The sequence below is a fragment of the Bifidobacterium sp. CP2 genome, from assembly GCF_018555635.1.
GTDB lineage: Bacteria > Actinomycetota > Actinomycetes > Actinomycetales > Bifidobacteriaceae > Bifidobacterium > Bifidobacterium saguinibicoloris.
In genome coordinates this window covers 1-21087 of the sequence record NZ_JAFEJX010000020.1, presented here as the reverse complement: position 1 = coordinate 21087, position 21087 = coordinate 1, and the positions used below count along the sequence as shown (strand labels likewise).

16 protein-coding genes are annotated in these 21087 nt (G+C 66.6%); 7 read left to right on the top strand and 9 right to left on the bottom strand.

Annotation, left to right across the window (positions count from 1 at the left end):
• Nucleotides 1–146 precede the first annotated feature (146 nt).
• Nucleotides 147–1628 carry an ATP-binding protein gene (locus tag JS531_RS10600; RefSeq protein ID WP_214315803.1) on the top strand — a complete coding sequence of 494 codons (1482 nt, stop codon included), beginning with the start codon at nucleotides 147–149 and terminating at the stop codon, nucleotides 1626–1628.
• Nucleotides 1629–1634: 6 nt separating this feature from the next.
• Here JS531_RS10600 and JS531_RS10595 read toward each other — a convergent pair whose 3' ends face one another.
• The 4 genes from JS531_RS10595 to JS531_RS10580 all read right to left on the bottom strand — a co-directional run bounded on the left by JS531_RS10595 (nucleotide 1635) and on the right by JS531_RS10580 (nucleotide 6949).
• Nucleotides 1635–3116 carry a DUF1846 domain-containing protein gene (locus JS531_RS10595; protein ID WP_214315801.1) on the bottom strand — a complete coding sequence of 494 codons (1482 nt, stop codon included), beginning with the start codon at nucleotides 3114–3116 and terminating at the stop codon, nucleotides 1635–1637.
• Between the two features lie 126 nt (nucleotides 3117–3242).
• Nucleotides 3243–4703, bottom strand: coding sequence for an ABC transporter permease (locus tag JS531_RS10590; RefSeq protein ID WP_214315799.1), 1461 nt, complete (start codon nucleotides 4701–4703; stop codon nucleotides 3243–3245).
• Nucleotides 4690–5943, bottom strand: a complete 1254-nt coding sequence (locus JS531_RS10585; protein WP_214315797.1) for an ABC transporter permease — start codon at nucleotides 5941–5943, stop codon at nucleotides 4690–4692. The genes JS531_RS10590 and JS531_RS10585 overlap by 14 nt, the downstream gene beginning before the upstream one ends.
• A gap of 37 nt (nucleotides 5944–5980) precedes the next feature.
• Nucleotides 5981–6949 (bottom strand): ABC transporter ATP-binding protein, encoded by a 969-nt coding sequence (locus JS531_RS10580; protein ID WP_214315796.1) that lies wholly within the window; start codon nucleotides 6947–6949, stop codon nucleotides 5981–5983.
• Between the two features lie 277 nt (nucleotides 6950–7226).
• Here JS531_RS10580 and JS531_RS10575 point away from each other — a divergent pair, with 277 nt between their 5' ends.
• Entirely contained in the window at nucleotides 7227–8450 is a 1224-nt protein-coding gene (locus tag JS531_RS10575) for a histidine kinase (RefSeq protein ID WP_214315824.1), read from the top strand.
• Nucleotides 8450–9148, top strand: coding sequence for a response regulator transcription factor (locus JS531_RS10570; protein ID WP_214315822.1), 699 nt, complete (start codon nucleotides 8450–8452; stop codon nucleotides 9146–9148). The genes JS531_RS10575 and JS531_RS10570 overlap by 1 nt, the downstream gene beginning before the upstream one ends.
• A 22-nt stretch (nucleotides 9149–9170) precedes the next feature.
• On the opposite strand, the gene JS531_RS10565 is transcribed toward JS531_RS10570, so the two are convergent.
• Entirely contained in the window at nucleotides 9171–9794 is a 624-nt protein-coding gene (locus tag JS531_RS10565; RefSeq protein WP_214315794.1) for a DUF47 family protein, read from the bottom strand.
• Nucleotides 9795–9845: 51 nt separating this feature from the next.
• Entirely contained in the window at nucleotides 9846–10898 is a 1053-nt protein-coding gene (locus JS531_RS10560) for an inorganic phosphate transporter (protein WP_214315820.1), read from the bottom strand.
• A 240-nt stretch (nucleotides 10899–11138) separates the two neighbouring features.
• Between JS531_RS10560 and JS531_RS10555 the strand changes: the two genes are divergently transcribed.
• Nucleotides 11139–12404 (top strand): alpha-amylase family protein, encoded by a 1266-nt coding sequence (locus JS531_RS10555; RefSeq protein WP_214315793.1) that lies wholly within the window; start codon nucleotides 11139–11141, stop codon nucleotides 12402–12404.
• Between the two features lie 49 nt (nucleotides 12405–12453).
• Here JS531_RS10555 and JS531_RS10550 read toward each other — a convergent pair whose 3' ends face one another.
• From JS531_RS10550 to JS531_RS10540, 3 genes are all read right to left on the bottom strand, one after another.
• Nucleotides 12454–14244, bottom strand: a complete 1791-nt coding sequence (locus JS531_RS10550) for a DEAD/DEAH box helicase (protein WP_346427786.1) — start codon at nucleotides 14242–14244, stop codon at nucleotides 12454–12456.
• 119 nt (nucleotides 14245–14363) lie between these two features.
• Complete coding sequence (locus JS531_RS10545) at nucleotides 14364–15077, bottom strand: SDR family NAD(P)-dependent oxidoreductase (RefSeq protein ID WP_214315792.1); 714 nt, start codon at nucleotides 15075–15077, stop codon at nucleotides 14364–14366.
• Between the two features lie 118 nt (nucleotides 15078–15195).
• Complete coding sequence (locus JS531_RS10540; RefSeq protein WP_214315791.1) at nucleotides 15196–15381, bottom strand: hypothetical protein; 186 nt, start codon at nucleotides 15379–15381, stop codon at nucleotides 15196–15198.
• Between the two features lie 260 nt (nucleotides 15382–15641).
• On the opposite strand from JS531_RS10540, the gene JS531_RS10535 reads away from it, so the two are divergent.
• The 3 genes from JS531_RS10535 to JS531_RS11330 form a co-directional block, all read left to right on the top strand.
• Nucleotides 15642–16619: a helix-turn-helix domain-containing protein gene (locus tag JS531_RS10535; protein WP_214315790.1), complete on the top strand. Its 978-nt coding sequence runs from the start codon at nucleotides 15642–15644 to the stop codon at nucleotides 16617–16619.
• Nucleotides 16620–16727: 108 nt separating this feature from the next.
• Entirely contained in the window at nucleotides 16728–19151 is a 2424-nt protein-coding gene (locus tag JS531_RS10530; RefSeq protein ID WP_214315789.1) for a hypothetical protein, read from the top strand.
• Nucleotides 19152–19225: 74 nt separating this feature from the next.
• On the top strand, nucleotides 19226–21087 hold a 1862-nt coding region (locus JS531_RS11330), incomplete at its 3' end, for a tetratricopeptide repeat protein (RefSeq protein WP_214315788.1).

Sequence of the window (21087 nt, the reverse complement as noted above, 5' to 3'; positions counted from 1 at the left end):
CGCCCCATGGACTCCCCGCGCATGCGAACGGCGTGGAATGCACGGAGGAATGACGGGTGAACAGTCGATGAACCGGGTTCCCGCGAGGACCACCGCAGTGCGTGGCCCCGCCGGCATGCGGCACAATGGTGGCAAGGAGGCCCGCCATGGTCGATGACTACACCGCGAAGATGACCGAACTGATCGAGCTGATGCGGCTGATCGGCAACGACACGCAGCAGTGCGAGGTCAAGGAGTGCAAGCGCCGCATCTCCTCGACCATCACGGACACGCTCTCCGCGTTCTCGAACGGCTCCGGCGGCTGGATCATCCTGGGACTGTCCGAGAAGGAGGGGTTCACGCCGGTCGAGGGGTTCAACGCGCGCGCCATGCAGGAGGCGTTGAGTCAGGCGTGCGAGAAGATGACGCCGGTGGTGCGTCCGGTGATCGTGACCTGCCCGTTCGAGGGCGCGAACCTCGTGTTCGCGCGCGTCGACGAGATGCTGCCGCGCGACAAGCCGTGCTTCACCACGGCGTTGGGACCGCACGGCGGCTCGTTCATCCGCACCGGCGACGGCGACCGTCACATGACCTCATACGAGGTGGACCGGCTCATCGAGGAGCATCTGCAGCCCACATACGATCTGGACGTGGTGCCGCGCGCCACCCCCGACGACCTGGATCCGACCCTGGTCTCCGGCCTGCTCGCGCGCGTGCGCGAACAGCATCCGCACGTGTTCGACGGGCGCGGCGACACGGACATGCTGCTCGACCTGGACGTGCTGCGGCATGACGATTCGGACGTGGCCGCCCGCGGCGTCGGCGTGCTGCGCCCCACGCTGGCCGGCCTGCTCGCATTGGGCCACTACCCGCAGAAATACTATCCGCGCCTGTCCATCTCGATCGCCGTGTTCCCGGGCACGGGCCGTGACGAGGTGTTCCGCGGCGACGAACGGCTGGTCGCCGCGAAGACGATCGTCGGCCCCATCCCGGTGATGATCGACGACGCGGTGGAGTCGCTGATGCATTGGATCGGCGCGAAGCAGCCGGACTATCCGCCCGTGGCGCTGCGCGAGGCGATCGCGAACGCGCTCACCCACCGCGACTACTCCCCCGACGCGCGCGGCACGCAGGTCACCATCAGCGTGTTTACCGACCGCATCGAGATCGCCAATCCCGGCGGCCTGTACGGCACGGTCACGCATGACGTGCTCGCCAACCCGCATCCGGTGGCGGGCGTGCCGTTCGTCTCCACCCGCAACCAGTTCCTGTTCACACTGCTCGAATCGACGCCGTACCCGGGCGGCGGCTTCGTGAACCCCTCGGGCGGCGACGGCTACCAGCGCATCGCCGCCACGCTGCGGGAGGCGGGCATCGAGCCGGCGACCACGGTGAACGCGATCAGCACGTTCACGATGACGATCACCAAACATCGCACGGACACGGGCACGCCCAGCGACATCGCCAAGGCGATCACCACGGTGCTGGAGCGTCATTCCGCGATGAGCGTCCGGGAGATCCTGCGCGAGCTGCGGATGACGCCGTTGGCAGTCACGTCCGGCCTGCGCGAGCTGATCCGCGAGGGCCGGATCACCAAGGTGCGTTTCCACGGGGAGGCGATCCAGCGCTACCGGCTGAAAAGCGCGTGAGCGGCGTCACTTGTGGTAGAGGCTCACCCGCTCGTACTTGGGTTCGCAGGAGACGTTGACGCCGAGCTTGCGGTAGAGGGCCTCGTCGGCCGCGGAGACGATGACGGAGAAGAATGCGTCGCAGCCGCGCAGCTGCTCGAGCCCGGCGACCACGCGGGCGGCGGTCTCGTCCTCCGCACTCGTGATGGACAGGGCGATGAGCGTCTCGTCGGAGTGCAGACGCCGGTTCACGCTGTGCAGATGCTCGGTCTTGAGCCGGCAGATCGGTTCGATGGCCTTGTCGTCGATGACCGGCAGGTCGGCGTCCACGCCGGTGACGGCCTTGAGCGCGTTCATCATGAGGGCACTGGCGGCGCCGAGCAGCACGCCCGTCTTTCCGGTGACGACGCGTCCGTCGGGCAGGACCATCGCGCCGGCCGGGGCGCCGGTCTCCTCCTCGCGTTTGAGGGCGGCGGCGCGCGCCGGCGACAGGTCCTCGTCCACGCCGGCCTTCTTCATGATCGAACGCAGCCGTTCGAGCTGTTCCTCGCCCTCGCCGGTGCGTTTGAACCGTACGGCGGCGGTGAAGTAGCGGCGCACGATCTCCAGCCGCGCGGCCTCGCGGCACGCCTCGTCGTCCACGATCGCGTAGCCGGCCATGTTGACGCCCATGTCGGTGGGGCTCTGGTACGGGCTCTCCCCCATGATGCGCTCCATCATGGCTTTGAGCACCGGGAACGCCTCCACGTCGCGATTGTAGTTGACGGTCGTCTCGCCGTGCGCCTCCAGATGGAACGGGTCGATGATGTTCGCGTCGTCGAGGTCTGCGGTGGCCGCCTCGTACGCGATGTTCACCGGATGGTTCAACGGCAGGTTCCAGATCGGGAACGTCTCATACTTCGCGTAGCCGGCCTCGATGCCGCGCCTGTGCTCATGGTAGAGCTGCGACAGGCACGTGGCGAGCTTGCCCGAACCGGGGCCGGGCGCCGTGACGACGACGAGCGGACGGGTCGTCTCGATGTAGTCGTTGCGCCCGTAGCCTTCATCGGAGACGATGCGTTCGATGTCGTGCGGATAGCCGGGGATCGGATAATGCAGATGGCAGGTGACGCCCAACTGCCCCAGGCGGCGACGGTACGCCTCGGCCGCCGGCTGGCCCGCGAACTGGGTGAGCACCACCGAGCCGACGTAGAAGCCACGGGAACGGAACACGTCGATGAGACGCAGCACGTCCTCGTCGTACGTGATGCCCAGGTCGCCGCGCGTCTTCGCCTTCTCGATATGGTTCGCGTTGACCGCGATCACGATCTCCACGTCGTCGACGAGGCTTTCCAGCATGCGGAACTTCACATCCGGCTCGAAGCCGGGCAGCACGCGCGAGGCGTGGTAGTCGTCGAACAGCTTGCCGCCGAACTCGAGGTAGAGTTTGCCGCCGAAGCGCGCGATGCGCTCGCGGATTCTCGTCGCCTGCATGTCGATGTACCTGTCGTTGTCGAATCCCTGTCGCATAGCTTCCGGCAAACCTTTCGAACGGCGTTGGTGGGCGTCGGATATGACTTGGGAATTATAGACGAACCTCCGGCGGCGCGGAGGGCCCGGGAGGGTCGCGCCGCCGGAGGTCCACGATCCGCAGGCTCACGCCTCGGCGAGCCGCGTGACCGGGGACGCCGCGGACGCGGGGCGCGAACGCCTGATCCTCCCCACGGCGAGACCCACGCAGGCGAAGGCGAGGGCGAACAGGGCGACGAGCCCGAGCGAGGCGGCCCAGCCCGCGACGTCCACGCCGCCGGTCGCGGCGGTGCCGATGCCGAACGCGTCGTCGATGGACGTGCAGTACCACCAGGAGGGCAGCATGCGACCGATCGTGAGCATCGGCGCGGGGATCATGTCCAGCGGGAACGTGGCGCCGGAGGTGAACAGGAGCAGCAGGCCGAACACGTTGGCGAAGCCGTTGGCCATCGTGTCGCCGCACCCGGTCTCCCCCAGCATGAAGCCACAGGCGACGGTCATCATCGCGTAGACGGCGGTCGAGACGGCCGTCATCGCGACGCCCGCCGGCGGCAGGGTCAGAGGGTCGATTCCCATCGCGAGCATCAGCACGAAGGCCACGACGAAATAGGCGGCCACGACGACCAGCGCGAACGCGCACAGGGCGGCCATGCGCTGCATGCCCATCGCCGAGGAGCGTTGCGGCGAGGCGATCAGACGCCGCCGGACCTCGCCGGTGCCGAACACGCCCATGACCAGCGCCGTGCAGACGGTCATGGCGAGGAACAGCGGGTAGAGCAGCGTCTTCATCATGCCGCCGAAGCCGTCGGCGAGCGCGGCGCGGCTCTTGGCCTCGGAGGATGCGGCGGATTCGCCGGTGTGATCGATGCGGATCCCGGGGTTGGTTCTGCGGTCGCGGGCGAGGTCGCTTGCCCGTGTCGCGGCGGCGGCGAGGTCGTGCAGGGTCAGTCCGGTCACCGTGCCTTCGGGCAGGCTGTCGGTGGTGGTCGCGCCCGCGTTCGTGTTCGCGTCGGCGTTGCCGGCCGCGTCGTTCGTGCCGGGGATGTGTGCGGTGACGTGCGTGCCGATGAGCGTGGTGCGGGTCATGGAGAGGAATCCGGTGACGTTCATGGAGGCCATGGAGCCGGCGCCGGACGTGTAGCTGGTGACGGTGTCGACCGTGGGGGCCGCCGTCGCGGCCTTCGTGTCCGTTCCCGCCGTGCCGTCCGTGCCGTCCGTAGCACCGTCCGTGGTGACGGAGGCGATCATGCGGTCGGCGTAGCCGTCGGGGATGATGACGATGAGGTCGACCCAGTTGGAGGCGACGGCCTGCTGCAGCGTCTCCGGGTCGTCGGCGACGTCGACGAGGTCGTTGCCTTCGGACAGGGCCGATCGCATGGCGGAGGCGATGTGTCCCCGGTTCCCGTCGCGGTCGATGACGGCGACCTTCGCCCGTTCGGGCGTATAGGTGGCGTCGCTTCCGCCGCCGACCGCGCCGAGGGCGGATCCGCCGACGGCGAGCATCATGACGCCGATGAGCACGAGGTAGATGATGATGTACAGCTTGTGCGCGGCGAGGATGCGCAGCGTGGCCTTACAGGTGTTCATAGCGTTGCTCCTTGAGCATGATGACGCCGGCGGCGAGGAACACCGCGCTCATGGCGAGGAGGATCCCGCAGGTCTCGGCGAACGGACGGTAGCTGTCGTAGTAGAGGATGTCGTAGAACAGGTTGGTCACCTGCTGGGCGGGGTTGATGACGGCGAGCGCGGGCGCGTGGCGTTCGATCCAGTCGCTGAGGTCCATGGCGAATTGGCCGTAGAGTCCGGAGAACAGCGACAGCGCGCAGGGGATGGCGCTGGTCAGGCCCGTTTTGACGCCGTGCGGGAGTTTCGGTATCGCGCCGATCATCGTGCCGAACGCGCAGGCCATGAACGAGGCTACGGCTACGGCGAGCACGGCGGCGGGTTCGCGTCCTCCCAGGGGTATGCCGCAGCCGTAGCGGATGTAGGCGAGGGCGATGGTGAGGCTTGCGGCGGAGCAGAACCAGCCGGCGAGGAATCCGGCGATGAGCTGCCGTCCGCGTCCCAATGGAGCGACGGTGCGGCGGATGCCCAGCGCGGACAGGTTGGCCTGCGCCGTGGTGACGGCGGAGATCGAGTATCCCATGGCCATGAGGCAGGCCATGCCGAGCAGCGCGTAGTAGTATCGTGCGGTCGTGTCGGGCTTGGCGTTCGTCAGGCTCGTCTCCCGGGTGAGGCCCGCGGTCTCGCCGACGGATTCCCAGAACGCGCGGCTGGCCGCGGCCTGCGGGTTGCGTGCGATGAGGTCACGTACGGTGGCGTCGGTGCGGTTGTACAGGCCGAGCATGGTGTCTATCGCGGCCACGGTGATGGCCGTGTTGGAGTCGGCGCCCGTCGCGCCGCCGCGGATCGCGTTCGCGGTGGCGGGCGAGAGCGTCAGGGACAGTCGGCCGTTCCCGTCGGCGCGCAGATAGCCGTCGGCCTTCCCGTCGGCGAACGCCGTTCGCGCCTCGTCGAGCCCGTCGACGTCGACGGCCGTGAACAGGGTCATGCGTTCGCCGGCGGCTCCGCCGTCGGAGTCGGTGCCGGATGAGGCCCGCTCCTTCCCCGACAGCACGCCGACGAACGTTTTCGCCCCCTCGGCCTTGTCCCAGTTCGCGTCCTGGACGACGGCCAGGGGCACGGCCTTGAGCTCGTATCCCTCGTTCAGTCCGGAGAGCATGCCGTTGAACAGGGTGGCGAGCGCGAGCGGGAAGACGATGAGCCAGAACAGGGCGCTGCGGTTCCTGAGGTTGGTCTTGAGCGTCGTGACGAATGTGGACCACATGATGCGTCTCCTTCCGAATGCCGTTCGGTGCGGCCGGTCAGTCCCTCAGGGCCTTGCCGGTGAGTTCGAGGAACACGTCGTTGAGGCTGGGCGGCCGGCTGGTGAGGTGTCCGACGTTGGCGCCGTGCTCGCGCAGCACGCCGATGAGGTCGACGAGGTTGTGTTCGCCGCGGCGGCAGCGCACGTCGAGCTCACGGCCGTCGTACGTCGCCTCGATGACGCATGGCAGGGCGCGTACGGAGGCGAGCGCCGTGTCGTCCAGGTCGAGGGTCTCGACGGTGATGCGTTCGCCGGTGTCGATCATGGCCTTGAGTTCGTCGGCGGTGCCGAGGGCCAGATGCCGGCCGTGGTCCATGATGAGGATGCGGTCGCAGATCCGTTCGACCTCCTCCATGTAATGGCTCGTGTAGACGACGGTGGCTCCCGCCTGGTTGAGTCCCTCGATGCCTTCGAGGATCGCGTTGCGGCTCTGCGGGTCGACGGCCACGGTGGGTTCGTCGAAGAAGATGAGGTCGGGCCTGTGGGCGATGCCGCAGGCGATGTTGAGGCGGCGCAGGAGTCCGCCGGACAGCTTGCGCGGCCGGTACTTGCGGAAGTCCCCCAATCCCGCGAAGTCGATGGCCTGTTCGACCAGGGGCGCGCGGTCGGCTTTCCTCGGCACGTACAGGGAGCAGAAGTAGTCGATGTTCTCGCTCACGGTGAGCTCGTCGAACACGGCGACGTTCTGCGGCACGATGCCGATGCGGCGTTTGAGCGCGTAGCTGGTGGGCGTCATCGGTTCGCCGAAGACCCGGATGGAGCCGGAATCGTAGGTGAGCAACGCGAGGATGCAGTTGATGGCGGTGGTCTTGCCGGAGCCGTTCGGTCCGAGCAGTCCGAAGATCTCGCCGCGGCGCACCTCGAGGTCGAAGTGGTCGAGCGCCACCATGTCCCCGTAGCGTTTGACGAGGCCGTCGACCTTGACCGCCGGGGTCGTGTCCGCGGCCGTCGCTGTGTTCATCGTCATGGCCGTCTCCCCTTTCCTTGGATGGTGATTCCATTGTCCTTCCATGCGGCGGCCGGATTCCACCGACGAACGTCACGCCTCGCGCGACGGACATGACATTTGTCATCCGCCCGCGGCCGCGGGCTAAGCTGGAGCTGATTGGAGGCCATGACGGAAAGGGGGAGGCGGCATGCGCGAACTGCTGGTCAAGACGCTGCTGTTCGGCCTGTGTCTGACGTTCGCCGTCACCGCATCCCCCGCATCCGGTCCCGTGCCGTCATGGCCGGCTTCGGACGGCATGGCGACGACCGCGGGGATGCTGCTCGCCGTGTGCGCGACGGCGCTCGCCGCCTGGCTGCGTTCCCTCCGGCCCATCGGTCCCGCGTCATCGTCCATGGGGACGGGGGACGCCGGTTGGATGCCGCCGCTCGCGTATGCGGCGTTGGCCCTTCTCGAGCCGCGATGGTGTGTGTTCCTGCCGTTGGCCGCCTACGATCTGGCATGCGCCGGTCCGCCGGTGTCCGGTTCCGCGTCCGCCCGTCCCGCCGTGTACGGGACCGGGCGGACGACGGTCCGTCTCGCCGTCGACATCGTCGTCCGGTTCGCGTGGGCGCTGCCGCTGCTGCGGCCCGTGGCCGCGTATCTTCATGACGGTCCGTCGGCCGCCGTCGTCCGCCCGTCGACGCTGCTGACGGCCGCGTTGTGCACGGCCCTCGGGTTCGCGTTGGGCCGTTCGGAGCGGGACGTCGCCGGGTCGCGTCGGGCGCTGCGGTCGGAGCGGGACACGGCGCGTCAGGAGGCCCGGGACGCGCGCACGCGCATCGCCGACCTGGACGAGGAGCGTGCGCGTGCGGTGCGCGTCGCCGCGCTCGGCGAACGCACGCGCATCGCGCGCGAGATCCACGACAACGTCGGCCATCTGCTCACGCGCGCGATCATGCAGGCGAAGGCGGGCGGTGCCGTGGCCGACGCGACCGACGATCGGACGGCGTCGGCCGGTTTCGCCGCACTCGGCGCGACGTTGGACGACGCGATGACGATGGTGCGGCGCTCCGTGCACGACCTGGAGGACGACGGCACCGATTTCGCCGCGCAGATCGACGCGGCCGCCCATGCGTTCGACGGCGCCTCCCCCGGCTTCCGGGTGGCCATGACCTGCGACGTCGCCTCCGCACCGGCGCCGGTGGCCCGATGCCTCGCCACGGTGATCCGCGAATCGTTGTCAAACACGGCGCGGCACAGCGCCGCCCGGACGGCAACGGTCACGTTGCGCGACTTCCCCGCGCTCTGGCAGCTGGTCGTACTCGACCCGGGGCCGAGACTCGACGAAGGCGCGGAGCCGGCGCGCGTGGCCGGCGAGGCGCCGCGCGGCATGGGACTCGCGGACATCGCCGAACGCGTGCGCGCGGTCGGCGGCACGTCGGCGTGCGGACCGTACGGCGATGGCTGGCGCGTGTTCGCCGCCATACCGAAAGGACCATGGGCCGTGCATGACGACGACGATACGAACGGAGGCGCATGATGCGGATAGCGATAGCGGACGACGACCCGATCGTCTGCCAATCGTTGGCGACGATCCTCGAGGCGACGGGGACGGCCGACGTGCTGTGGACGGCGCACGACGGCGACGCGACGGTGCGGAGGTACTTCGAGACGCCGTCGAACCGGCCGGACGTGCTGCTCGTGGACGTGCAGATGCCCGGGCGCGACGGGCTCGACGCGGCGCGCGCGATCCTCGCCAAGGACCCGGCGGCGCGCATCCTCGTGCTCACCACGTTCGCGGACAAGGCGTACATCGACCGGGCGATGGCGTTGGGCGCGAAGGGCTATCTCATCAAACAGGACGTGGCGTCGGTCGCACCCGCGCTGAACGCGGTCATGGCCGGACAGGTGGTGCTCGGCGCCGACGTGCTCGGCAAACTCACCGCGCCGGCGGCATCCACCGGTTCCCACGAGGGCGTGGACGAAGCCTCCGCCGCATCGTCCCGCGGCATCGCATCGTCCGCCGTCGAACCGGACGGCGCGATGGACGCGCTGCTGAACGACCGCGAACGCGCCATCGCCGCGCTCGTCGCCGAAGGATTGGACAACCGGGACATCGCCTCCCGGCTGTTCCTCAGCGAAGGCACCGTGCGCAACCGGGTGAGCGCGATCCTCGACAAACTGGGACTCGCGAACCGCACGCAGCTCGCGATCCTGTGGATCCGCGAACACCGGTAGGCGTGAGCGGCCACCCGCCCCGTCAGCTGTTCTTCATGACGATGCTGTCGACGGTGTTGGCGACGCGTTCGCAGTCGTCGGAGCACCGCTCGAGGTGACGGTACACGTCGTGCCATGCGAACACCTGCAGCGGGTCGCCGCCCTCGGTGTGCAGGGCCCGCATCGCCTTGATGAACACATGGTCGGCGTCGGTTTCGATGGTGTTGATCGCGAACACGAGCTCGCGCAGCGTCCTGGATCGCTTGAAGCGCGGCAGTTCGGCCGTGAGCTCGCGGATGCGTTCAGTGGCGCGCACCACCATATCGGCCATCTCGATGGCGTCGGAGCGCATGTCGGTGACGTTGTCGTAGTAGAGACGGTCGAGCACGCCCTCGATCGAGTCGGTAACGTCGTCGAGGACGTGGCTCAGCTCGGCGATGTCCTCGCGGTCGAACGGCGTGATGAACGCGGTCACCAGCTCGTCCATGAGGCCGTGGCGGATCTTGTCGGCGGCTTGTTCGATGCCGTGCATCTCCTCCATGCGCTCGCGCAGGCGCTCGGAATCGAAACCGTGCATCACGTCCGACAGGAGACGGGCGGCCCGGCATGCATGTTCGGCGCTGCCTTGGAACGAGTCGAAGTAGAAGGAGTCGTTCTTCCTCGCCATGTGGTGTGGTCCTTTCTCGTGGGAAGTGTCGGAGACCCGTGGTGGGACGGGTCAGAAGACGAACATGAAGAGCTTGGCCATCGCGTAGCTGATGATGCCGCACCCGGGGAACGTGAACACCCAGGTGAGCATCATGTCACGCACCACGCCGAAGTTGATGGCGGACAGGCGGCGCACGGCGCCCACGCCCATGATGGCGCTGGTCTTGGTGTGCGTGGTGGACACGGGGATGCCGAGCACGGTCATGAGCAATAGGCACAGGGCGCTCGACAGGTCGGCGGAGAATCCCTGGTATTTCTCGAGGCGGACCATGTCCATGCCGACCGACTTGATGATCTTCTCGCCGCCGACGGAGGTGCCGACGCCCATGATGGTGCTGCACAGGATCATCAGCCACACGGGGATGACCACGCCGACGACCGACGACTGTCCGTTGCTCAGGGCCATGCCGAGGAACAGCACGCCGATGAACTTCTGGCCGTCCTGGGCGCCGTGCATGAAGCTCATGGCGGCCGCGCCGGCGATCTGCGCGCCGGTGAAGAACCCGTTCGTGCGCCGCCGGTCGAGGCCGGCGCAGACCAGCGTCACCGCCTTGCACACCAGCCATCCCATGGCGAACCCGATGAGCAGGCTCGCCGCCAGACCGTACAGCACCTTGACCCATTCGCCCATGTTGATGCCGGCGATGCCGCCCTGGATGGCGATGGCCGCGCCGGACAGGCCGGCGATGAGGCTGTGGCTCTCGGACGTGGGGATGCCGAGCATCGAGGCGCCCACGCTGTAGACGACGATGGAGAACAACGCGGCGCACAGGGCGATGAGCGCGGCGTCCGTGTCCCCGCCGAAATCAACCATCGTGCTGATGGTGGAGGCGACCGACGCGTTGATCTGCGTCATGAGGAACACGCCGAGGAAGTTGAACACGGCGGCCATGACCACGGCGGACCGCACACGCATACAGCGCGTGGTCACGCATGTGGCGATGGCGTTGGGAGCATCCGTCCACCCGTTGACGAAGATGACCCCGAGCGTGAGCAACGTCGTCACGAACAACGCCGGGTTCGAGAACACCTGTTGGAGGAAATGGGCGAACGACACGTCCACGGGGATGATCACCTTCTTCTTCGCAGGATGGCGTAACCGTCACGACGATTGTAGCCGATGACCGACTACGTAGCGGCACGGTCGCCGTCGTGTCGCCGTCGTCCGACGGACGGATGTGCGAAAATAGACATGACGTCAACTCGCAGTGATCGCGATGGCGTTGGGAGGTGCGTCATGAATGGAACCGTCAACCGGATCGCGGCCGGTGATGCCGTCCGTGATTCCGACCGTGTGGGGTCAATGCCCGACTGGGCTCGTCACGGAATCTTCTGGCACGTGTACCCGCTGGGGTTCTGCGGATGCGACATCCGCCCGCAAGGCCCGCGCGAATTCCACGGACGGGGGCTCGACGCGCTCATCCCCTGGCTCGGCTACGTGCGCGACCTCGGCGCGTCGGGGCTGCTGCTGGGACCGGTCTTCGAATCGGCCACGCACGGCTACGACACGCTCGACCACATGCACGTCGACGTGCGCCTCGGCGGCGACGCCGTATTCGACCGGCTCGCCGAGGCGTGCCGCGGCATGGGCCTGTCCATCGTGCTCGACGGCGTGTTCAACCACGTCTCCCGCTCGCATCCCGCCGTCAGGGCCGCGATCGACGAGGCGGCCGGCACGCTCTCGCCCGCCGACGAACCATGGCGCGGGCTGGTGCGCGCCTCACGCGACGCCGACGGGAAGCCGACGCTCGACGTGTTCGAAGGCCACGGCGACCTGGTCGACCTCGACCATGACAACCCCGCGACCGTCCGCTACGTGACGGACGTGATGGACCACTGGCTCGACCGGGGCGCCTCCGGATGGCGTCTCGACGCCGCATACGCCGTGCCGCCCGCGTTCTGGGCGCAGGTGCTGCCGCGCGTGAGGGCCGCGCACCCGTACACGTGGATCTTCGGCGAGGTCATCCACGGCGACTACCCGGCGATCGTGCGCGGGACCGGCATGGATTCGGTCACGCAGTACGAGCTGTGGAAGTCCATCCAGCATGCGCTCGAGACCGACAACTTCTTCGAACTCGACTGGAACCTCACACGCCACAACGGATTCCTCGACACATTCGTGCCGCAGACGTTCATCGGCAACCACGACGTGACGCGCATCGCCTCCCAGATCGGCCCGGACAAGGCGGCGCTCGCGCTGGCGGTGCTGATGACGGTCGGCGGCGTGCCGAGCGTCTACTACGGCGACGAGCAGGGGTATGTGGGCGTCAAGGAACAGCGCTTCGGCGGCGACGACGACGTGCGCCCGAAGTTCCCCAACACCCCGGATGAGCTGTCGCGGCTCGGCGAGCCCACGTACCGGCTGCATCAGGCGCTGATCGCGATCCGCCGCCGCCACCCGTGGCTGCTCGACGCGCGCACTGAGAAGGTGCTGCTCGAGAACAAGCGGTACGTGTACCGTTCGGTCGCCGCGGACGGCTCCGACCGGCTCACCGTGGAGCTCGACGTCGAGTCGGAGCCGTCGTTCTCGATCCGTGACGCGGCCGGGACCGTCCTATACCGGCGTTGAACCCGTCGTCCCGCCGGCATCCGACGGGACGACGGCATCGGAGGACGGTTCAGCGGCTGCGGAACGGCGCGCGCGTCCGCTTGCCCGTGTGGCGCCGATGGGGCCCGCCCTGCGCTCCCCCGCGCTTGGCGGCCATGCGACGTTCATGCCGTTTGACCTTCTCGCTTCGCTCGTCCTGGATGATGCGGTTCTCGTCGTGGTGGTGGATGCGCTTGCCGCCCGCGGAACGGTTCGCGGCATTCGTGGCGTTCGCGGCGGAGCGCTTGCCCGTGCGCCTGTCCGCACGCTTGTCGGACTGTTTGGCGGACCGCTTGGCGTGCGGCGTCGCGCCGGTCTCGAACCGACGTTCGCGCTCCTCCGCCTCACGGTCGCCCTGCATGCCGGCGCGGCGTTCGGCTCGGTTGCGCTTCAGCTTCGGACGATCCTCCCGACGTTCGTCGCGGCTCTTCCCATCACGGGGCTCGCCGTCGCGTCCGGACGCGGGACGGCCCTTGCCGCCCTTGCGCGAACGCGGGTTGCCGGCGGGCTGCGTGGCGTCGAGGTTCCAGCCGAACACGGGCTCGGCCTTCTCCCCCGCCAGTTCGAGCACCTGCGGGGAGTCGTGGCGCACCTTGACCGGCTTCTCGTCGATGCCTGCCGCCTTGAGCATGCGCTGCGCCTCGCGGCGCTGGAACGGCAGCACGAGCGTCACCACGTCGCCGCGACGGCCGGCGCGCGCGGTCCTGCCGGACCGGTGCACGAATGACTTGGGGTCGGCGGGCGGGTCGACCTGGATGACGAGCTCGACGTTGCTCACGTCGATGCCGCGCGCGGCCACGTCGGTGGCGACGAGCACGTTCACGTCGCCGTCCTCGAACGCGGCGAGGTTGCGGTCGCGCTGGTTCTGGTTGAGGTTGCCGTGCAGCTGCGCGGCGGGGATGCCATGCTGGGTGAGCTTCTTCGCCAGGTTCTTCGCCTGGTACTTGGTGCGGGTGAACAGGATGCGGCGTCCCTTGCCGGCGGCGAGGGCGAGGACGACGTCCATGCGGTCGTCCTTCTCGACGGCGAAGACATGCTGGGTCATCATGTCCGAGGCGGCGGTGGGCTCGTCCACGCTGTGCGTCTTGGGGTCGCGCAGGAACTCGCGCACGAGCTCGTCCACGCCGTGGTCGAGCGTCGCGGAGAACAGCATGTGCTGGGCGTCGGGGCGCACCTGTGCGAGGATGCGGCGCACCGGCGGCAGGAAGCCCATGTCCGCCATCTCGTCGGCTTCGTCGAGTACGACGACGCGCACGTCGGACAGGGTGAGGAGCTTCTGGTTGAGCAGGTCCTCGAGACGTCCCGGGCAGGCGACCACGATGTCCGCGCCGGACATGAGGTCGCGCACCTGACGGTTCTGCTTGACGCCACCGTACACGGTGGTGGTGGTCATGCCGGCCATCTGGGCGAGCGGCTGGAGCACGTCGTTGATCTGGTTGGCGAGTTCGCGCGTGGGCGCGAGCACGAGGCCGCGCGGATGCGGGTGGAAGTCGCCGGACTGGCGCTCCTCGAGGTGGCGTCTGCGGATGTGCTTGACGTTGTACCGGTACTGGCCCATGCGCATGCCGGGCTCCCATGCGGCCTCCATGAGCCGGGCCGCCATGGGCAGCGCGAATGCGAGCGTCTTGCCGGAGCCGGTGCGGCCGCGGCCCAGCACGTCCCTGCCGTTGAGGGAGTCCGGGAGGGTGTCCGCCTGGATGGGGAACGCCTCGGTCTTGCCGTCGGCCGCGAGCACGCGGCACAGGGGCTCGGGCACGCCGAGCTCGAGGAAGGTGGGAAGGTGCGTTTCGACCACGGGCGTGGTGAAGGTTGTATCTGGCACGATGGCCTTTCATTCATATCTGCATGGATTGCGCCGATTGCGCAAGCCATGCAACATTAGCCCATGGCCGCTACTTCGTTTCCCGCCCGCGTCCGGCCCTCCCCGGCCCTCCCCGGCCCTCACACGTAGTTGCGTTCGATGAGGACGTCGGAGACGGTGAGGCTCGCCTCGTTGACGAGGTTGAACAGGATCACGTCGGCGAGCTGGCCGGGGTCCATGAACGTGTGCTGCTTCTCCTCGGACACGTAGTCGTGGCTGTCGCGGTAGAAGGCGGTGTCGATGCCGCCCGGGTACACGCCCACGATCTTGACGCTCGTGCCCTTGTAGGCGGCCTTGAGGCTCTGCGTGTAGCCCTTCTCGCCCCACTTGGTGGCGCAGTAGACGGATTCGTTGGCGTTGCCGCGCGTGGCGGCGGTGCTCATCACGTTCGCGATCTTGAGGTCGGCTTCGCCGTCGGCCTTCAGGGTTTCGACCGACCACAGGATCATGCCCTTGAGGCCCTTGAGACACTTGTCGACGTCGGCCGCCTCATAGGCGGTGGGCGTCTTGAACGAGGGCTGCCCGGCGTTGTTGACGAGCAGGTCGATGTGGCCGAGCCCGGCGATCTCAGCGACGGACGCCTTGACGAACGCCTCGTCGGACACGTCGCCGACGAAGCCCCGGTACGAGTCGGCCGGGAATTCGCCGGCGAGTTCTGCCTGGCGTTCGGCGTTGAAGTCGATGCCGGCCACGAACCAGCCCTTGGCGATGAGACGCCGGGTCAGCTCGTAGCCGAGCCCGAGGGCGCTTCCGGTGACGATCGCGATGTTCCTTCCGTTCACGGCATCCGCCATGATGACCTCCCTTGTCCGTTGACCCGCCGTGTCACGGCGGGCTTCTCCGGCAAGGCTATCGGACCGGTCAGACCCGCGTTTCGCCCGGCAGCGCGCCGTGTGTCGCCGGCACCGGAGGTCAAGCGATCTGGGAGGCGGAGGCGGGGTACCACATGGCGAACCAGTTCTCCTCGTCCGGCTGGACCAGGCGCTCGGCGACCCAGCTGCGGGCGATGGCGAAGAAGTCGTCAATCAGGGTCCCGTACTCGGCGGCGAGACGGACGCTCATGGACATTCCAGCGGTGTGCTCACGCATCGCAATCATTGCTCCTTCACGGTATGGTGCGCCCGGCGGATGTCGTAATCATCCACGGGCACATACGATTCTTGGATTGTCGTTTCGCTTGTCCGCTGCAGCTGGAAGCTGGTTACAGGATAAGCCGAGCGGCAACGCGCCACAGGGCGCGAAATATCGCTTACGGACCGATGAATAGTAAAATCGTATTTCGATGATGGTCCGGGCGGAATCGCGCGATGCGGTGCGACGAACGGCGGCGGTACGGACGCGGACACGGGAGGCGGCGTATGACGGACACGGTTGCGGATCCGGCAGGGCAGACGGGCCTGAAACGGATATCGCTGCTCTCCGACCTGTCGGAGCGTGTGCCGTACGCGGTGCCGGGGCTGCCGATCTACGCGAGCTGCGACGCGCTGTCGATCTTCGCGGACTACCGGTGCGCATGCCATTGGCATCGCGACCTGGAGTTCGTCCGCGTGGTGAGCGGCGAGATGCGCTATTTCGTCAACGGCCGCGTCACGCTGCTGCGCCCGGGCGAGGGCATGGTGGTCAACTCGTCGCGCCTGCACTACGGGTTCTCGCCGGAGCGGCGCGACGCCCGGTTCTCATGCGCGGTGATCGGCCCATCCCTCGTCGAGGACGTCGCGCCGTCGGTCAGGACACGCTGCGAACGCGCGTTCGCACAGGACATGGACGATTTCCTGCCGCTCTCCCCCGAGGTGGACTGGCAGCGTGACGTACTGACGGACGTCGACCGGCTCGTCGCGCAGATGCACGGCGACCGGCGCCGGCGCCCGAAGGACGGGCCGGAGGACATCGACCCGCTGCCGGCGGCGGCGACCGCCATCGGCCTGTACGACAAGGTGCTGGACCGTTTCCGCCCGGCCGCGACGACCGGCGCGGACGGCGCCGCACGCGAGGACGGCGGGCCCTCGGACCAGCGCGACCGCATCGTCGTGCTGGAGATGACCGGCATGGTGCAGAGCCGATTCGCCGAACCGCTGGGATTGGACGACATCGCACGGTCCGGCGCGGTGAGCCGCAGCCGCTGCTGCGCGCTGTTCAGACGGTACGTGGGCCGCACACCGAACGAGTACCTGACCGAACGGCGGCTCGAGGAGGCCAAGCGGCTGCTGGCCGGGACGGACGGTGCCGTCGCGGAGGTCGCGCGCGCCTGCGGATTCTCGTCGTCGAGCTATTTCATCAGCGTGTTCCGCAAACGCCTCGGCATGACCCCCAATGCCTACCGCGGCGCCCGCGCCTAGGGGCCAACATGGACCGGCGCATGAGGCCGCGTCGCCGCAAGACGACGCGCACGGCGGCGATCATCGCGGCGGCGTATGATGCTGACCATACCGAGGAACGGGGGCAGTATGGCAGGCGGCAGCGAAGCAGGCAGCGCAGCTAGCAACACGGCAAGCAGTGCACCGAGCAGCGATTCACTGGACTCGCTGGTGCCGCACTACGATCCCCACTTTCACGAGGACTACGCCCGCAGGCTCTACACGGTCTGCAATCCCGACGATCCCATGGACGCCCCGCGCAACGTAGCGCTCATGGGCACGTTCGGCAGCGGCAAGAGCAGCGTACTCAAGGGCTTCCTCAACCGCCTGACGTGGGGGCGCAACGCCGCAAAAACGGATGACAAGGAATCCAAGCGGTACCAGAACGCGCAATCCAAGTTTCATTCGATCCTGCAGCGCCTTGACGCAAAACTAGGTCCAATCATTCCGCCATGCATTCTGGTGAAGTCGTCGGAGATCATGCAGTCGGTCGACACGAAGGCGAAGCACGATCAGATCAAGCAGGACATTCAGAAGGAGATCGTCAAGCAGCTGATCTACAGCACAGACCCGTCGGTCGTGAACGGATCGCACTACCGCCGCCTGTACAGCAGCCGTTCCTGGCGGCGAACGCTGACGACCGCTGGCGCCGTCTTCGCATTGGCGCTGCTGATTACAACGGTGCTGTCGGCCATTCCCAATGGCATCGGATTCGCGGGAATCTGGGCACGGATGCGGGATGGACAGTTCTGGGGGAACAGCCCGAAATTCATGCTCGCCGTCGCTATGGCAGTCGCAGCCGGCATCGCCACGTTCTTCGTGCGCAATCTGCCGTGGAAGCCGTCGAGCATGTCTGCGTCGATCGAAACGATCGAGCTCAAGACAGACGAGCGAGGCAACATCGACATCTTCGACAAGTACATCGACGAGATCGTCTTCCTCATCGAACGCGCCAAGATCCGGTTCGTCATCTTCGAGGATCTTGATCGCGTGGACCAGTTCGACATCTACTACGAACTGCGCGAGCTCAACACCCTGATCAACGATTCGCGGCAAGCACAGGGCAAGCCTCCCGTGACGTTCATCTATGTCATGGGCGACGAGGCGCTGGATCCGAACCGCTACGAGGCGAGCAGGGTGTTTGGCAGCAAGTGGAAAGAACGGCAGCTAGGCGCCGTGACCGCCGAGACGAAGGCGAAGTTCTTCGACGTGAGCGTCTATCTGCGCCCGTTCATCTCGCCCGCATACGACATCGCATCCGTGCTGGGCGACGCGGATTCCGCACGCACCGCGAATTCCGCGGACAATGCGCAGCAGAACAACACGCAGCAGAACAACACCGGCGGCGCGCAGGTCGGCGGTAATCCGAGCAACGCGGACCTGCTGGCCCTCATCCGCAGCGAGCTGCCGGACCAGCGCACGCTGCTGGACGTGAAGAACCTGTACGCCATGACCGTCGAGCGCATGCAGCACGACACCTTCCCCGCCGTTGATTTCAGTCCCGATGAGTGTCTTGCCGCCTGCGCCATGCGCATCGCCTATCCGCACCTGACCTTGCAGATCATCAGGCGCGACATCGAATTCACATCGCTCATCCACGACCGCGACCATGCATCCGATGCGCCGCTGCCGCACATGGTGCGCGAATTCATCAGGTTCGGCCTGTTCGACGACAACTATCTGGCATACCTCGTGGACTGGGAGAGCCGCCTCTCCCCCGCTACCTTCGCCCTGCTGCAGGAGGCTGCCGACTGGGATCCCTACTGCGCCACGGAAGAGCGGCGGAACACATGGGAAAAGCCACTGGATTCGACTACGCTGGGCGATCTCGCCGAAGCACTCGCCCATCACGTCGGCCTCGACCTCATCGAGCGCCGCTGCCCCTACCTGCTGCTCAACCGCAGCATGCTCGACACTGTCTACGGCATTGCCAATATGGACGCATGGCGCATCACGGACGACAGCGAACGTCAACGTATCAAGGACTGCATCATCAGGATTATCGGCAAGCACATCAAAAATCCCACCCCTGTGGTTGACGGCAAGGCGAAAAGTGCCGAGAGCAGCGCCGTGTACACGAATGCGCGCGACCTCTACGATAGGCTGCAACAACTCGCCAAGGATGCCAATAATCCGGTAGACGCAGATACATACGCGAAGGATGTCAATGGCATCAAAGCCCAGTTCGATGCCACCAACATAGAACCATTCAAGAGGGCCTTCTATGGCAGTTCCGCCAACGAGAAGAATGCAACAAGGGACGAAGCTGACAAGTCGACTGCAACAGCTCATACGTCGAATAGCCAAAGCGAAGAATCAAGCACCGAAACAAGCAGGGCCATGGAAAATGCCGAAAGAGCCGATGACATTTCTAGCCCCGATAGGCGCCGACCTAGCAGTCGTCTCAATATGCCGCCGATGCCAATGCCCGACAACGACACCGGCATCGGCAGTGAACCGAATGACGACACCGACGACGCCGACGACACAGAAGAGGACAACAATCCCGTATAGCGCGCAGGCTATGCAATATCGGTACAATAAAGGCGCAATCGCACGCCGTCAGGCACGCGCAGAAAGGACGCATAGTGGAAGCCTCGCTCGACAGCATACTGGACTGGGACGCCGCGCTCAGTGCAGGCAACCGCGCAGCCTATGATGTGCTGCGCTCGGCGTATGATGCTGACACTCGCGCGAAGCGTCCTCTGCCAGTCGTCGGCGAAGCATTCCCTAACCCGATGCCCACATACCGGCAGGCGCTCCGAGAGGTCGCCGGAAGCGTGTCCGAGCCGGATCGCCGCCACGGCATCGAGCAGATCATCGATAACGGCAACCTGTCTGAGGCCGCCACTCAGCTCATCGATACGCTGGGAGAGCCACTGGTTAACCGCCTACTCGCGCAGAGAATCATCACTGACAGTAAGAACATTGCGGTTAGCACCAGTCTGCTGCTGACCGCAATCACCCTGCTGTCCCCCGACGGCGTCGTCACTACGATGCTGAACCGCCGGATCGAACTCGCATACAAAAGGGCCGGCGAATCGCCCGTCACCATCGCCCCGGACGATCCTGACGCCAACGGATCCCCCATCGTCGCCCATGCGTTCGGCGTGGCACTCGGCATTGCACAGGCCAACCAGCAGCAGTTCATCATCACCGACCAGCAATGTGCACATGTATATGACGATGCAACTCTCAGCCCCTTCGCCACCGCGCTGCATGAGCTGATGAGCGAACGACCGCTGCTGCTGCTGGGGTACGAAGGACTCCCCTACGACGAGAACAGCATGCGAGCCGACCCGACGCATGTGCTGGATCTGGTGAAGCAGTTTGGCAGCGCCCGCCATGATCACGTGGCCATCATTCCCGCGCCGAGCGATCCCCGGCAACGCGACGCTCAGATCAAGTTCCTCGGCTCGCTGGGCATCATGCCGATTCTGACCAACCCCAGTCAGACCGATGCGCTGCGCGTAGTGCTTGACCGGCTGCTACGCGATACCGATCCCATTGCGTCTCTGCGCCTCGATGCGACGACGCACGCGCGCAATGCCAAGCGTGCGGATCGACGCAGCAGGAAGCACAGCGACGACAAGAATGCAGCAGATATGGCATTGCAGGAATGGCATAAGGCCATCGATGCATACCAGCAGCTGGCCGATCACATGGACTACGCGCGGTATATGCCGATGATCGCCGACACTCACACGCTTTGCGCGGCAGTGCATGTTCGCAGGAACCAGCCTGAACGAGCCGAACAGGAATACCAGGAAGCGCTCAGCATCTGGCGCCAGCTCGCCCAGAGCAACCCCAGCACCTACTACCAGACCGGCCTGGCCATGACGCTCAGCAACCTCGCCATCCTGCACAGCAGCCAACGCCAGTACGAGCAGGCCGAACAGGAATACCAGGAAGCGCTCAGCATCTGGCGCCAGCTCGCCCAGAGCAACCCCAGCACCTACTACCAGCCCGACCCGGCCATGACGCTCAGCAACCTCGCCAACCTCCACAGCAGCCAACGCCAGTACGAGCAGGCCGAACAGGAATACCAGGAAGCGCTCAGCATCTGGCGCCAGCTCGCCCAGAGCAACCCCAGCACCTACTACCAGCCCGACCTAGCCATGACGCTCAGCAACCTCGCCAACCTCCACAGCGACCAGCACCGGTACGAGCAGGCCGAACAGGAATACCAGGAAGCGCTCAGCATCCTGCGGCAGCTCGCCGAAACCAACCCCGACGCATACCGACTTGATGTAGCCACGACCCTCAACGGCCTCGCCACCCTATACCGTGACCTACGCCAGTACGAGAAGGCCGAACAGAAACATCAGGAAGCGCTCAGCATCCTGCGGCAGCTCGCCGAAACCAACCCCGACGCATACCAATTTGACGTGGCCGCGACCCTCAACGGTCTCGCCGACATGCACAGATACCTGCACCAGTACAAGCAAGC